We start from the raw sequence: 14,915 nt of genomic DNA, 5'->3' as shown, positions 1-14,915 counted from the left end.
ACAACTATAAACTATTTTACATACTCAATTTATCATACTTATTCATCATCTGAACCCCGTGTACCAAGGTTGCGCCGCTTTCAATCGCCGCACCAACATGTACTGCCTCCATCATCTCTTCTTTGGTAATTCCTTTTTGCAGACCGTCTTTGGTATAGGCATCTATACAGTAAGGACATTTTACAACGTGCGAAACTGCTAGTGCTATTAATGACTTCTCCCTAGCACTTAGTGCGCCTTCTTCAAAAACCTTACCGTAATAGTCAAAAAACTTAGTGCCAAGCTCTTCGCTCCATTCCGTGATTTTTCCAAATTTTCGTAAATCTTTAGGATTGTAGTACGTATCTGCCATTTTTTTCTGTGTTTTAGGTGCTGTATTTTGTTTTCTAGTATCTAAATAAATCGGAATCCCCTGTCCCATTTTTTCCACCTCGGGTAGTATTTCCATATTATCCCAAAGCCCTGAAGATAGCGTATCTGCATATGCTTCGGGGAGGTGGTTTTTATACATTAATTGTTGGGTAGTGTTGTAATCATATTCAAAAGACCGATGAGTATATTTTATTTCGCCCTCTTGAATTTCTAAGAGCATATACCAGACCCGAGTGGTGCCGTCATTTGCTGGCATGCCTATAACCCCGGGGTTAAACCACAACTTTTCTTTTATAGACTGATGAAAAGGAAGTCCGCAATGCCCTGCAATAATTACATCACTTTTGGTGTCATCAAAACATTTTTGCTTGCTGGTATCGGCATTAGATTGAAATATAAATTCTGATGTATTTCCATAATTACCATGAACTACGGTTACTTTTTTTCCTCCAAAATCAAAACTAATGTATTCGGGAATATGGCTAATCCAATCCAATGATTCTTGCGATAAACGTCCTTTGGTATAAGGAAACCATAGTTTAGAAAAACTATCGCAGCGACCACCGGCCTTAAAATCACATCCACAGTCTTCACTGTCGTTAGCCAGCTGCAACTCTACGTTACCAGCGATGCTTAAAGCACCCCAATCTCTAAAGGCCTGCACGGTTTCTTCGGGTTGCGCGCAGTAGCCTGTGATATCGCCCGTAGAAATACAATTCTCCGCAAGGATATCTTCTTCCTTGGCAATGGCAATGAGCCGCTCTAAAGCCTGTAGATTGCTATAGACGCCCCCAAAAAGCAAAAGCTTTCCGGTCTTTGTGCCGATATGTGCTATATCCTTATCCATTTGGGTATAAAGTAAAGTACTATACAACTTAAAATTCCCCAGAAATTGATCCACAGTAAGTCTGCGTATTTTCCTGTTGTGAATATCAGGGATTCTGGGAACCAGCTGAAAATCAGCAAAAATCCGAATAAAATCCCACAAAATACACTTAAGTGAAAACTGATTTTTGGAACACTGTCTCTCCAGAACAAAAACACTGGGGTTAAACCAATGACCATAGTGCCGCTTATGGTGGTGGCAGAAAGTATTTCGGCATCCAAAAATACCGGAATAGTTCCTAAGACGGCAATGGCGACCATTGACCAGCGCCCAAACTTCAGAGAGTTTCCCAAATTTAAATCAATGGCCAATAATTTGGAGAAGGATGAAAAGGTAGAATCCAAAGTAGAGGCCGCTGAGGTAATCATGATAAAATTGATAACCAGTAAAAGTACTACGCCAAAAGCCTTCCCCACTTCTACTGCCGCTTGCCCTTGCATGCCTTGTGCCTGTGCATATATCCCGATTATACTGAACAATACAATACAAATTCCACCTACTACACTTGCCCAAAGAAAACTTTTTAGTGTAATTCTAGGACTACTTAAAAAGCCCCTATCCGTTAAAACAGGGTCATGAAAAGGATAACTGAATGATTGTAAGACTGCTGCAAAAAATAAATTCAAGCCCATATCAAAACACCAAATACCAGATTTTAGTGCCTGTGTTGGCGTGAATTGGTCTTCTGAAGTAAAAATAGCACCCAGAATTACCAAGAGTAAAATACCGAACAAACCCATTTGAAGTACATCGGTAAAAATAGAACTGCTCATCCCGCCTTTTAAAACATAGGCAAGGGTTAATCCTGTGAAAACCAAAATAGACCAGTAATACGGACTAGAACCCATATCGCCGAAATAAGAGCCAATAACCATGGTGTTACTCCATACTTCATTAAAGAGGCGAATGGCAATTAAAATAGAGAACACAGCAACAGCTCCTTTTCCAAATTTGGAAGTCAAAAAATGATGAATACTAGTGTATTTTCCATGGAGACGCATTCTGTAAATGACTACACCTGCAACGGCGAAAGACAAGTAATACGCAGCATAGGCTACTCCGCCCACAATACCATAATCCAATCCTAGGTTTGCTGCGTTAGTGATGCTTTTGGCGAATATCCAAGATATAACCAAACTCCCCATTAACATAAAGGTATTCGGGGTTTTCTTTCTTTGAACCGCTTTAAAAAACTGATTGGTATTTTTAGCTAATGGAGAAAGGAAGAATAGCACCAAACTTGATGTTATCACAAGACCCCATTGCCAAAATTGTATCTCAGTCATTTTTATTATCAATTTTACAACTTTAAAGTCCCCTTAGACATCGACTAAGCTCAGCATCAGGGAACAATGCAATTACACTTTACATAAATTAATTCTCGCTTTGCGAGTCCCACCAAACAGGCGCATTAATACTGTTCCCATCCGTTCTGGCCGCCGCAGCTTCATAATTTACTGCATTCAATGCTTGTTCTTCTGCTGGGTAAGGCATTCGAACAGGAAGCAAATCATTATTTAAACTAGCCGAAATCGTTTTTAATCGTGGAAAGCCTGTCCTTCGGTATTCAATCCACCCTTCATATCCATTGATGATGTTCGCTATCCATTTTTGGGTAATAATGTTTTCTATGGCGTCTCCGTTATTAAATGCACCATCCGTACTTAGATAATTTGTTGGTAATTCCGTATTCCAATAGTCAAAAGCTTGGGTTACTCCAGTTTCGTATAAAGCTTGCGCATCCGCGCTAATAAAACCACGTGCTGCCGCCTCCGCCAATAAAAAGTGAGTTTCCCAACTGGTCATAAAATTTGCATCTAAAGCGCTAGTCGTCTCTCTAAAACTTGTCCCTGCCAAAGAGAAATCGGCTAAGACCACCGCATTTTGCGTGGCATCTACGCCGTTTAATAAACCATTGAATTCTCCAGCATCACTATTGGAGAACGGACGGAAGAGTGTTGAAATTCTTGGGTCGTTCAAATCGGTTAGAATCTCATCCATTGTTTCGGAAAGTACAAAGTTGTTGAAATCTCCAATTCGTAATCGTGCTAAACGAAAGTTATTGGGCTCCCCATCATTAAAATCAAAAGTTGCATTTTGGGTGTTGGCACTTATAAAATCCGCATCATCAAAAAGTGTTTGCAAGGCCGTTGCGTTATCTTGAACATTGGAAGTGCGCATTAAAAATTTAATTTGAAGCGACTTTGCAAAACGTACCCATGCCTGTAGGTCGCCCGCAAAGAGAATATCTCCCTCTAAAGGAATGGTGCCCGTATAAGCTTCAATGGCGGCAATTCCCTTTTCAAGATTATCAAAAATACCATCTTCGGCTAGGTAAATGGTTTCTTGGTTATCGTAAACAGGAGTAACAGTTACGTCTTTACCTTGAAAACCTTCGGAATAAGGCACATCCCCGAACATATCCGTTAAGGCCCCCGCCATATACGCTTTTAAAATGCGAGAAGGCCCTTCATACACCTCAAAGGTGGGGTTCTCTAGAGCCAAACGTAAAATCTCTTCGTTATCCCTAAGATTGGTGTACAAGATAGGCCAGGGATTACCTCCCAATTGAGGCGATTTTAAATCGTGACGGTCAAACAGATTAAAATCTAAGGCCGTTCTGTACTGCCCCAATAAATCGCCTGCGGTAAAACCTTCGTAAGACATCTGCTCCCCATAATCATAAATTACCTGTCTTAGCAGTAAACTAGGTTGTACGGCAACCGGTTGGTTAGGGTTGGTGTTGATTTCTTGGAAGTCTTTGGTGCAGGAGAAGATTAAAAAGAATAACGGCAACATTTTTACAAGCATGAACACCTCCCTCAATCCCTCCTTTTTAGAAGGGAAGGGATTTCGCATTAGTTTCCCCTCTAAAAAGAGGGGAGTAAGGGGTGTGTTGTTTTTGTACGTTACGGTATTATTAAGTATTGTTACCATTCTCAGGACTTGGCCGATCCACCCACTTCTATATAGGGCAGGAAGCTTTTGCATTAGTGTTTTATATATAAATTTCATCATCTTCTAATTAAAAATTAAACCCAGCTTTAAAACCAATACTTCTTGTGGTAGCATAGGACATGTCTTCGATACCACTTACAAATCCTTGCCCTTGAACGGCTAGTTGCTCTGGGTCAAAATGCGGATTTTCGGTGATAGCGAATAAATTTCTACCGATAAGCGATAGTCGCAAACTCGCATCTTGCTGTAAAAACCTCAAATTATCAAAAGTATAGCCAACTGAAAATTGGCGCAGTTTTAAAAACGAAGCGTCATAAGTGTTGTTTTCTTCGTGGTTTCTATCGTAAAACTGTCGGTAAAAACTTTCTGCGGTAACTGCTGTGGTATTCGGCGTAAAAACCGGATTTTCTTCCGTACCTGTATTAACAACACCTTGCGGTACAATACCCTCTTCTGGTCTAAATGCCGTCTCTGCCAATTGACCACCAACATTTCCTAAGGCACGGGTTCTAGAAACAATAATGCCTCCTTGGCGCCAATCTAAAAGAAAGCCTAAATCCCATTTCTTATAGTTGAACTGGTTATTGAAACCTACCATAAAATCAGGATTGGAATTCCCTAGTTTTTGTAAGGTGTTATCTGGAATATATCTGCCTTCATCAGTGAGGATAAAATCGCCATTTTCATTCCGCTGATAGCCTGTACCATATAAATCTCCAATACGGCCACCTTCTTCTACTTGTACAAATACCGTTTGGTTTTGACTGTCGTAGATTCTGGAAAAGGCCAAGGTTAAACGCCCGTCGTCTTGTGGTAAATCTTCTACGGTAGAGCGATTTGTACTAAAGTTTACTGTACTGTTCCATTTAAAATTTTGAGTTACAATCGGCGTTGCACCTAATATGAGCTCCACACCTTTTGAACGTACTTTACCACCGTTAACTACTTGTTGCGTAAATCCTGATGATATACCAATGGGCAGTGATATAATCTGGTCTTTAGTTACTGCATTATAGTAAGAGATATCTAAATTGAGTCTGTCCCCAAAGAATCGGATATCTGCGCCAACTTCAATCGCAGCGGTTTGTTCCGGTCTTAAATTAGGGTTCGCAATAAGGTTCTGGTCACTAAAGGTAGGCTGACCGTTAAAAGGAGTCTGTGCAATAAAAGCTCCGGTAGTCTGGTACGGATTGGTGTCGTTACCCACCTGTGCATAACTGGCACGCAGTTTAGCAAAGGAAATTGCTTGGGGTAACTCCGTTACGTTAGATAAAATAAAACTTGTGGATACCGATGGGTAGAAAAACGACACATTGTCCACAGAAAAAGGCGTTGCCAGGGCACTGGACCAATCGTTACGCCCCGTAATATCTACAAACAAGTAATCTTTGTATCCAAACTTGGCCAAACCGTAAAAACTATTGATACGCTTATTGGATTCAAACTCAAAAACTTCAATCGGTGATGCCGCGTTGCTCAATCTAAAAATCCCCGGTTGCGCTAAACTTGTCGTCTGGGACTGACCCGTGAAGGCTTTTTGGTCCAAACGATTTCCGCCAAGGGAAACATCAACCTTAAAATCGCCAAAGGCATTGTTGTAGTTTAAAAGAAAGTCTGTATTTATTTCTCTGTAAAAAACATCATGTTCTGCATAACCTCCATTGCTAAAACGATTAGAGCTAAAGGCCCTTCTAAATTGGCGTTGTTCGCTAGAATAATCCATTCCAGTGCGTACTGTTGCAGATAGCTTATCGGTGATATCATAAGAAGCAGATATATTACCAAAAACACGATCTCTATTAAAAGAATTTCTGTTTTCTTGAAGTATAAAGAACGGATTATCAAAAAAGGTATAGTTAAAAGAATACTGTTGTAAACCTTCCAGGCCGGGTTGCCAATAATCGCGTAAGCTATCAATATTCAGTGACCGTGGCCCCCATGCTACCAAAGAGTAATTCACGTTCTCGGAACCGTATCCGTTAGAAGGTCTGTTATCACTTTGGGAGTTTACGTAACTTAAGCTAGACCTAATTTGTAGTTTATCGGTTGGGCGAAAGTTTAAACGGGAAGATATAGTCTGTCTGTCTAAATTTACCCCAGGGATGATACTTTCGCTGCGTAAATCGGTAAAAGAAAGTCTAAAATTACCCTTATCAAAGCCCGACGAAATCGCTAGGTTGTTAATAGCTGTTGTTCCAGTTTCGTAAAAATCTCGCAGGTTATTCGGGTTAGAACGAAATTCTGTGGGCGTAATAGGAAGTCCGTTATATACTGAAGTGTCCCCCCCCCGAACTACGGTTCCGTCTGGTAAAGTAACCGGACTATCAAATTGCGGAATTAAATTACCAACGTCTAATCGAGGTCCCCAACTATAGGTAATATTATCGCTGGTTCCACCACCGAGGCCATCTACAAATTCAAAAACCCCTGCTTGGCCTTGCCCAAATTCGTTTTGAAAGTCTGGAAGTTGAAAAGCAGAATCCACAAAGAAACTGGTATTGTAGCTTATGCCCAAACCTTTGCTTTTAGAACCGTCTTTAGTTTCAATAACAATAACGCCGTTTGCAGCTCTTGTACCATAAAGGGCAGCTGCACTGGGCCCTTTTAAAACGGATACTTCGGCAATATCATCAGGATTTACTTCCATGGCACCATTACCAAAATCTACTTCTTGAAATCCCGCTGCAGCTTCATTGGTAAAGTTAAAGACCGAATTGTTGTTTATGGGAACACCGTCCACAATAAACAACGGATTGTTATTAGAAAAAGAGGCCTCCCCACGAATGGTGATTTTTGAGGAAGAACCTACCCCCGTTGCTCCTTGGTTAATCGTTACCCCGGCCAATTTCCCCGCTAGGTTATCTAAAAAATTTACCGCCTTAACTTCTGTAACCCCTTTGGCATCTAAACTTTGCACCACATAACCCAATTCTTTGGTCTCTCGTTTAAGACCAAGGGCTGTGAGTACTACCTCATTTAGTTGTTCAGAAGATTCCTCTAGGGAAACGTTTAGAATTGCAACATTGTTAATGGGAACCGTCCGTGTTTCAAATCCTAAAATTGAAAATTGAAGTGCTCCTAAAAGATTTGGAACTTCCAGGCTATACTTGCCCTCTTCATTTGTTATGGTTCCTTTGTTTGTTCCGCTTAATTGCACGTTTACATAGGGTATGGCAATGCCATTTACATCCGTTACAGTTCCAGAAATGTCCTGTTGTGCTGTGGTAATAGTTGCCATGACCATAGTCATCGCTAACAATAAATACTTCATATAATGCTATAATATTAAATAGTAATTTAGATGGAACCTTCCATCGATTTAAAAAAACTTAAGAATGAAGTAGTAGCGGAGAACCCTTATTGCAAGGTTGCTGAAGAAGAATTTTGTCGTAAGCAGAAGCAACGATTATCGGTAATATCTTTCCCTGTCGTACAAGTGCCCTTAACAATTGTAATACGGTCGTTGAAATCGATTTACAGAATGAAGCAAGACGCTTCACATCCTCAACGGTATCAATATCGCTAAGAAGGGGTAACTGAAACAGAAGGTTGTCCGTTTCGTCCAAAAGGGTAGAAATTCTATTGAACAGGCTAAATCGTTGCCAAGGCAATCTTTTGAAAGTTTCTTGGTCAAAGTTGGCTTTATGTATTCCCATCAAATAAAAGCCACCATCTATGGACGGTCCCAGTACGGTTTTTCCTGTTTGTAAGGCATGGCTTGCCTTAAGCAGATGAGCTGTACTTAGTTGGGGCGTATCGTTGCCAACGGTTATAACATTTTCAAAACCGTTTTCAAAAATGGTCTGTATTGCCTTGGTGAAACGCTCACCGAACGTATGGCCCTTTTGTTCCTTATCAGAAATATGAAAATAGGGAAGCCCTGTTCGTTTTACCTTCCTTAATGTTTCTTGGGTGAGTTTGTTAAATAAAGCTTCTCCTTGTTGTATGGGCTTAAGTGCCATTTCCGTTTTCGCGGAATTGGCAAATACCAGAATAGCAGTTTTATTCAAATTTGTCAAGAAGCTTGTTTTACTTGTCTGGGTAAACTTACGATAAAAAGTTAGCACTGGGTTGGTCGGAATGATTTTTAGACCTTACATCTACTGAAACTTTAACATAATGTCATTTTGACAGCTACAGACCGATTGGTCGGTTTTTAAGATAGCATAACGCACATTTTAGACGTAAAGCGACGGTTAATTCTCCAACAAATAAGATGTAAAACCTAAAAGATACATTTATTGGGTTCAAAAATCGTGATAACAGACCCATCAGTCTAAAAAAAAGTTAAAAAACCGATTGAATTTTAAGATTTTTTAGCGATTTCAGCGCATATTCTGGCATACCATTTGTCTAATTGATGTCGAAAATTTAAAACTTATAATAATGAGACAACAAGCAGATAATGTTAATGGAACAAGAGTTTATCTCTTATCGGCTGTAATAGCCTTAGTAGTAAGCCTTGGGGTTTGGGCGGCTAGCCAAATGTTTAAAGAAACCCCTGTAAATCTAGTTGAAAAAGCAGCGGTACAAGGTAAAAAGGTCCTTTTTACCGCGGATAACGAAGGGAACATAACCCCTTTGGACTTTACAGCAACTACGGATAAGGTGTTAGATGCCGTAGTACATATTAAATCTACTCAAACGAGTTCTTCTTATGGAAATCAGGGTGCAAGGGCGTTGCCGGACCCCTTTAAAGAGTTCTTCGGGGATATGTTCAAAGGGCAGTCTCCACAAAGAATGCCGTCACAACCAAGAATAGGAACAGGTTCTGGGGTAATCATAAATGAAAAAGGCTACATCGTTACCAATAATCATGTCATTGAAAATGCCGATGAGGTGGAGGTTACACTTTATAATAATGAGTCCTATAAAGCTACTGTCATCGGTACCGACCCCACCACGGACCTCGCTTTACTTCAGATAAATGCCGATAATCTTAAAACCATGGCCTTGGTAAATTCTGATGATGTGGAGGTAGGAGAATGGGTGCTTGCCGTAGGAAATCCCATGGGACTTAATTCTACCGTAACGGCCGGAATTGTTAGCGCTAAGGCCAGAAGTATCAATATTAACCGTGAAAAATTCGCTGTAGAAAGCTTTATTCAGACCGATGCCGCAATAAACCCTGGGAATAGCGGTGGTGCACTGGTAAATTTAAACGGTGACCTTATCGGAATAAATACGGCTATTGCCAGTAGTACGGGAGCGTATACGGGATATGGTTTTGCCGTACCTAGTAATATTGTTACAAAAGTCATGGAAGATCTTCTCAAATACGGAACGGTGCAGAGAGGTATGTTAGGGGTCACCATCCGCACTATGGATGGCGCCTTAGCTAAGGAGAAAAAAGTAGATTTTACCAACGGGGTATGGGTAGAACAGGTTGGTGAAGATAGTGCGGCCGACAAGGCTGGAGTGTTACCCGGAGACGTTATTTTAAGTGTAGATGGGGCCAAGACCCTGACCTCTCCTAGATTACAGGAAATTATCGCAGGGAAAAGACCTGGGGATGAGGTGAAATTGCTCGTAAGTAGAAACGGAAAAGAAAAAGATCTAACGGTTATCTTAGAAAATGCCAAAGGGAGTACGGACATTGTAAAAAAGGAGAAAAAGGAAATCTTGAATCTTCTAGGGGCCGATTTTGAAACCTTGGATAAAGAAATGGCCAAGAAGCTCAATGTAGACGGCGGTGTGCGTGTAACCAAACTGTATCCTGGTAAAATACGCAAGGAAACTCAGATGCGAGAAGGTTTTATCATCACACATATCGATGGTAAAAAAGTGAAAAAAGTATCCGATGTGGCGGCCTTGCTGGAAAATAAGAAAGGTGGCGTAATGTTGGAAGGTATCTATGAAGATGGCAGCACCTATTATTATGCCTTTGGTATAGATTCATAACTAGATTTGGTTAATTTTGATGCCGTATAGTGTTTAAGCTGTACGGCATTTTTTATACCAAAACCCTAATGAAAGTTCCACAATTTGAAAATAAGTCGATAGGCCTTGTCCTCTCTGGCGGCGGTGTTCGCGGTATGGCTCACATTGGCGTTATCAAAGCCATGGAAGAGTTTGGTCTGGAGGCCAAAATCATTGCCGGCAGTAGTGTTGGGGCCTTGATTGGGGCTTTGTACGCGAACGGAAATTCGGTTTTGGATATGATGCGTTTTTTTAAGGAGACCCCTCTTTTTAAATACAACTTTTTTGCACTAGCCAAACCGGGATTAATAGATACGGAGCGTTACGTCAATATTTTCAAAGCCTATTTTCCGCACGATAGTTTTGAAGGTCTTCAGAGGGAACTCTATGTCGTGGCTACGAATTTGGAACAAGGAGAGGAAGAGTTCATAACATCGGGCGAACTTATAAAACCTTTACTGGCCTCAGCGGCCCTTCCCCCTGTTTTTAGCCCTGTGACGTATAAAGGAATGTTATATGCGGATGGTGGAATTATGAACAACTTTCCGTCCGAACCCTTGGTGAAGAAAGTAGATTACGTAATCGGAAGTAACGTTTCCATCGTTTCTAAATTGCAGAAAAAGGATTTGAACAATTCCATTCAATTAACCGGCAGGGTTACGGGATTGATGGTCTATGCGATCAATAGGGCCAAAATAGATAAGTGCGACTTAGTATTCGAACCACAAGAACTAGAACACATTGGAATTCTGGATAGAAAAGGCTTAGAAAAAGCCTATGCCATTGGTTATGAAACTGCCGTTAGGGAGTTTGAAAAGAGCCGCGTCCTCTAGCTTGCTCTAAGGGAAAGAATCCGAACTCGGATGGTTGGTTTCTCGTTTCTGATTTCAACTCTGGTAAAAAAAGCATTAATGTGCTGTCTAATCCACAGCAGATATCCCTTTGGGGAATAGGCTCGTGTTGAGCGCAGTCCAAGTAAGGCTATACATCATCATAATCCACCGTTAGGGTAGGTGTCGTAGGATGTGCTTGACAGGTTAGGATAAAGCCATCCGCTATTTCACCATCGGTCAGGATTTGATTTTTAACCATTTCCGCCTTTCCTTCCTTAACTTTAGCGATACAACTACTACAAACCCCACCTTGACAGGAATAAGGGGCATCGATGTTTTCTTTTAACACGGCATCCAAGACCAAAGTGCTCTTATCCATGGTGATTTCAAATTCCTCATCATCAACAATGACTTTGACTGTGGATTTTCCGTCCGGTGCTGCGGGCAGCTCTTCTTTTATTTCTGTGGTGGTGAATAGTTCAAAGTGAATCTTGTCTTTTGGAACCTCATTTTCTACCAAGGTGTCGGTTACCAAATGGATCATTTGTTCCGGACCACATAGATAATAGCCATCAAAATCTAGGTCTTTATGTTTATTCTTTAAAGCGTAGTTTACGGTAGAAGTGTCTATGCGGCCAAATAGGGCCTTATCTTCCTTAGCCTGACTATTGGTAAAGTAAACAAAAAACCTATTGGTATAATCCAGTTCCAGTTTTACTAAATCCGTATAGAACATAGTCTCTTCATAAGACTTATTGCCATATACAAGCACAAATTCGTTTGCCGGATTACTATCTAATACCGTTTTTGCAATGCTCATGATAGGGGTAATACCGCTACCCGCAGCAAATGCAGCAATGTTTTTAACTTCGGAGGATTTGAAGGTGAAACGACCCTCTGGCGGCATCACTTCTAGCACATCGCCAACCTGTAGTTTGGTATTGGCGTAGTCGGAAAAACCACCACGGTCCACTTTTTTTATACCAATGGTAATATCCTCTTTTCTTGGGGAAGAACTTATAGAGTATGCCCTGCGGAGTTCTTTTCCCTTTATTTCTTTCTTTATAGTAATGTACTGTCCTGCGGTAAATGCAAACGATTGAATAAGTTCCTTTGGAATAGCAAAAGTCACCGCTACCGAGCTAGGGGTTAATTTCTTTATCGACTTTACCGTAAGGGCATGAAAATCTGCCATAATCTGTTCTTCTTTCAGTGGAAGGCAAAATTACGAATTGGAAGAGCGATAAAAAATTGCATTTTGAAAAAAATTGACTTCCTTGTAACAAAATTCATTTTTCTATTACCAATGAACAGAACATCATAAACCAACCTTTATGTTTAAAAAATTTGCTGCATTACAATGGAAGTCATTTTTTCGTTCTTCCAATTTCGGGAAGAGCCTTGGCTTAAAAATAGTAATGGGCTTTTTTGGCTTTATCATGCTTCTTTATCTCATTGGTGCCGGCGGAGGAATGTATTTTATTCTACGTAAAATATTTCCGGATCAGAACCCGATGTGGATGATAAGCCAATATTTTATCTACTGGATTCTTATTGAGCTTTTTCTGCGTTATTTCATGCAAAAATTACCGGTGATGGACATTAAACCCTTTTTAACAACGCCGGTTAAGAAAAGTTCTATAGCGCATTATATTCTAGGACGGTCAGGGGCCTCTATTTATAATCTATTATCCCTTTTCTTTTTTGTGCCTTTCGCCATTGTTTTGCTCATTCAAGGATATCCCGCCTTGAATGTGATCCTATGGGTTATTGCCATTATGGCTATTGTATTGTGCGTTAACTACATTAACCTATTAATCAATAAGAATGATAAAGCCCTTATAGTTATCGTAGGTGCTTTGGCCGTTGGTTATGCCTTAGACTATTTTCAGATATTTTCAATTAAAGCATTTTTTGGGCCTATTTTTCATGCTTTGTATGCGTATCCTCTGACCGTATTGGTACCTGTGTTATTAGCGGTACTCATCTATTACATCAATTTTAAATTTTTAAACACTAAAATATATTTGGATGCCAGTTTAAAGGCTAAAAGTACGGTAGCCAACACAAGCGATTTGGCTTGGACTAAAAAGTTTGGGGAGTTGGGCACCTTTTTGCAGTTAGATTTAAAGATGATATGGAGAAATAAAAGAACAAAATCACAAGTGTTCATCTCCTTGCTCTTTGTTTTTTACGGGCTCATATTCTACACACAGGATATTTATTCGGATATGATGCCTATGAAGGCATTTTTAGGCGTATTTATGACCGGTATTTTCCTTAGTAATTTTGGGCAGTTCATTCCAGCGTGGGACAGCAGTTATTATTCCATGATGATGTCTCAAAATATTCCATTACGAAAATATTTGGAGTCTAAAGCAATGTTGATTTCCGTTAGTGTGGTGGTTATGTTCTTACTTACCATACCCTACGTTTACTTTGGTTGGGAGGCTCTGGCTATTAACTTGGCCTGCGCATTGTACAATCTCGGAGTAAATATACCGGCCATTTTATTTTTTGGCTCCTTTAACAAAAAGCGCATCGAATTGGATCAGAGTCCGTTCGGGAATATGCAGGGCACCAGTGCAACGCAGTTTTTGGTGATGCTCCCAGTTTTAGTAGTTCCTATAGTACTATTTTCTATTTTTTATTATGTTATTTCCTTTGAGGCCGCGGTGATTGTTTTATCCGTACTGGGTATTATTGGTTTTGCCATGAAGAACTATTTATTGAATTTGGTGACAGAGCAGTATAGAAAAAAGAAGTACGGGATGATTGCCGGATTTAAAGAGAAAGCTAGTTGATTTTAAGAGACAAGAGACAAGAGACAAGAGACAAGAGACAAGAGACAAGAGACAAGAGACAAGAGACAGCAGGTCGGCCATTGGCTAACCACTTAAATACGATAGAACAAGCATAACCCTACAACGGATAACAAGCATGCAAAAACTAATGACTTTATGATAACAACAGAAAACTTAACAAAAAAGTACGGGAAACAGACTGTTCTAAACATTGATCATCTAGAAATTCCAAAGGGTCAAAGTTTTGGCCTTGTCGGAAACAATGGTGCCGGTAAGACTACTTTTTTTAGTTTGCTTCTGGATTTAATTCAGCCAACATCGGGACATATATTAAATAACGAGGTACAGGTAAACACTAGTGAGGACTGGAAACCATTTACCTCCTCCTTTATTGATGAAACATTCTTAATCGGATATTTAACCCCGGAAGAATATTTTTATTTTATCGGAGATCTTAGGGGAGCCAATAAGGCAGATGTTGATGCCTTGCTGGCGCAGTTCGATGATTTTTTTCACGGCGAAATACTTGGACAAAAGAAATATCTAAGAGATTTGTCCAAAGGGAATCAGAAGAAGGCGGGTATAGTGGCCTCTTTTATTGGAAACCCTGAAGTCGTAATTTTAGATGAACCTTTCGCAAACTTGGACCCCACCACCCAAATACGCTTAAAAAGCATTATTAAAGACCTTGCGGCAAAGGATAATGTTACTGTTTTGGTTTCCAGCCATGATTTAATTCATGTTACGGAAGTCTGTGAACGCATCGTTGTTTTAAACAAAGGAGAAGTGGTTAAAGATATTCAGACCTCTGCAGAAACTTTAAAGGAATTAGAGGCATTTTTTGCCGGGTAATCCCATATGAAGGTTTCGAAACTGTATTTCATCGATTAGGATAGAAAAATAGTAAAACCGACTATCTAGTCGGTTTTTTAATTTCCCAAATATTGCTCCTATCATCAAATTGCCGTTTTACAGTGAAAATCATCGATAAATTGAACCTACAACGTGAATTGAACACTTCAATAAATCACTAAGAGACCGATTAGTTTGTTTTAATGCATCTTCCAGAACCAATCTATGGCAAGAAATTTATCCTTTTGTCGATGAACTACATAATAATATGGCCGTTTTTAAGTTAACCAT

General features: G+C 40.0%; 10 protein-coding genes and 1 pseudogene. 4 read left to right on the top strand and 7 right to left on the bottom strand.

Annotated elements, in window-relative coordinates:
- Positions 1 to 16: 16 nt before the first annotated feature.
- The 6 genes and pseudogenes from EJ994_RS12985 to EJ994_RS12960 form a co-directional block, all read right to left on the bottom strand.
- On the bottom strand, positions 17 to 352 hold the full coding sequence (locus EJ994_RS12985; protein ID WP_099573502.1) for an arsenosugar biosynthesis-associated peroxidase-like protein: 336 nt from the start codon (positions 350 to 352) through the stop codon (positions 17 to 19).
- 231 nt (positions 353 to 583) lie between these two features.
- Positions 584 to 1,219: pseudogene (locus EJ994_RS12980) on the bottom strand (metallophosphoesterase family protein); the annotation flags it as partial.
- Entirely contained in the window at positions 1,204 to 2,544 is a 1,341-nt protein-coding gene (locus tag EJ994_RS12975) for a sodium:solute symporter (RefSeq protein WP_126592884.1), read from the bottom strand. The gene EJ994_RS12975 and the pseudogene EJ994_RS12980, both read right to left, overlap by 16 nt.
- Before the next feature lie 88 nt (positions 2,545 to 2,632).
- Entirely contained in the window at positions 2,633 to 4,069 is a 1,437-nt protein-coding gene (locus EJ994_RS12970; RefSeq protein ID WP_126593721.1) for a SusD/RagB family nutrient-binding outer membrane lipoprotein, read from the bottom strand.
- Between the two features lie 214 nt (positions 4,070 to 4,283).
- Entirely contained in the window at positions 4,284 to 7,487 is a 3,204-nt protein-coding gene (locus tag EJ994_RS12965) for a SusC/RagA family TonB-linked outer membrane protein (protein WP_126592883.1), read from the bottom strand.
- Positions 7,488 to 7,545: 58 nt separating this feature from the next.
- Entirely contained in the window at positions 7,546 to 8,235 is a 690-nt protein-coding gene (locus tag EJ994_RS12960; RefSeq protein WP_126592882.1) for a DUF2064 domain-containing protein, read from the bottom strand.
- 367 nt (positions 8,236 to 8,602) lie between these two features.
- On the opposite strand from EJ994_RS12960, the gene EJ994_RS12955 reads away from it, so the two are divergent.
- Both EJ994_RS12955 and EJ994_RS12950 read left to right on the top strand, forming a co-directional pair.
- Positions 8,603 to 10,117: a Do family serine endopeptidase gene (locus tag EJ994_RS12955; RefSeq protein WP_126592881.1), complete on the top strand. Its 1,515-nt coding sequence runs from the start codon at positions 8,603 to 8,605 to the stop codon at positions 10,115 to 10,117.
- 68 nt (positions 10,118 to 10,185) lie between these two features.
- Complete coding sequence (locus tag EJ994_RS12950; RefSeq protein ID WP_126592880.1) at positions 10,186 to 10,968, top strand: patatin-like phospholipase family protein; 783 nt, start codon at positions 10,186 to 10,188, stop codon at positions 10,966 to 10,968.
- 148 nt (positions 10,969 to 11,116) lie between these two features.
- On the opposite strand, the gene EJ994_RS12945 is transcribed toward EJ994_RS12950, so the two are convergent.
- On the bottom strand, positions 11,117 to 12,163 hold the full coding sequence (locus EJ994_RS12945; protein ID WP_126592879.1) for a ferredoxin--NADP reductase: 1,047 nt from the start codon (positions 12,161 to 12,163) through the stop codon (positions 11,117 to 11,119).
- A 139-nt stretch (positions 12,164 to 12,302) separates the two neighbouring features.
- Here EJ994_RS12945 and EJ994_RS12940 point away from each other — a divergent pair, with 139 nt between their 5' ends.
- Both EJ994_RS12940 and EJ994_RS12935 read left to right on the top strand, forming a co-directional pair.
- The gene (locus tag EJ994_RS12940) at positions 12,303 to 13,772 is read left to right on the top strand and encodes a DUF5687 family protein (RefSeq protein ID WP_126592878.1); all 1,470 of its coding nucleotides are present in this window, start codon (positions 12,303 to 12,305) and stop codon (positions 13,770 to 13,772) included.
- 156 nt (positions 13,773 to 13,928) lie between these two features.
- The gene (locus EJ994_RS12935; RefSeq protein WP_126592877.1) at positions 13,929 to 14,624 is read left to right on the top strand and encodes an ABC transporter ATP-binding protein; all 696 of its coding nucleotides are present in this window, start codon (positions 13,929 to 13,931) and stop codon (positions 14,622 to 14,624) included.
- Positions 14,625 to 14,915: the final 291 nt, after the last annotated feature.

It is taken from the genome of Maribacter sp. MJ134 (assembly GCF_003970695.1).
Lineage (GTDB): Bacteria > Bacteroidota > Bacteroidia > Flavobacteriales > Flavobacteriaceae > Maribacter.
Note: the sequence above shows the minus strand (reverse complement) of the source record. Positions and strands in the feature narration are given on the sequence as shown.

Coding starts and splice junctions, on each gene's coding strand:
- EJ994_RS12985 (WP_099573502.1), bottom strand. CDS start 352: ATGGCAGATACGTACTACAATCCTAAAGATTTACGAAAATTTGGAAAA.
- EJ994_RS12975 (WP_126592884.1), bottom strand. CDS start 2,544: ATGACTGAGATACAATTTTGGCAATGGGGTCTTGTGATAACATCAAGT.
- EJ994_RS12970 (WP_126593721.1), bottom strand. CDS start 4,069: ATGCTTGTAAAAATGTTGCCGTTATTCTTTTTAATCTTCTCCTGCACC.
- EJ994_RS12965 (WP_126592883.1), bottom strand. CDS start 7,487: ATGAAGTATTTATTGTTAGCGATGACTATGGTCATGGCAACTATTACC.
- EJ994_RS12955 (WP_126592881.1), top strand. CDS start 8,603: ATGAGACAACAAGCAGATAATGTTAATGGAACAAGAGTTTATCTCTTA.
- EJ994_RS12950 (WP_126592880.1), top strand. CDS start 10,186: ATGAAAGTTCCACAATTTGAAAATAAGTCGATAGGCCTTGTCCTCTCT.
- EJ994_RS12945 (WP_126592879.1), bottom strand. CDS start 12,163: ATGGCAGATTTTCATGCCCTTACGGTAAAGTCGATAAAGAAATTAACC.
- EJ994_RS12940 (WP_126592878.1), top strand. CDS start 12,303: ATGTTTAAAAAATTTGCTGCATTACAATGGAAGTCATTTTTTCGTTCT.
- EJ994_RS12935 (WP_126592877.1), top strand. CDS start 13,929: ATGATAACAACAGAAAACTTAACAAAAAAGTACGGGAAACAGACTGTT.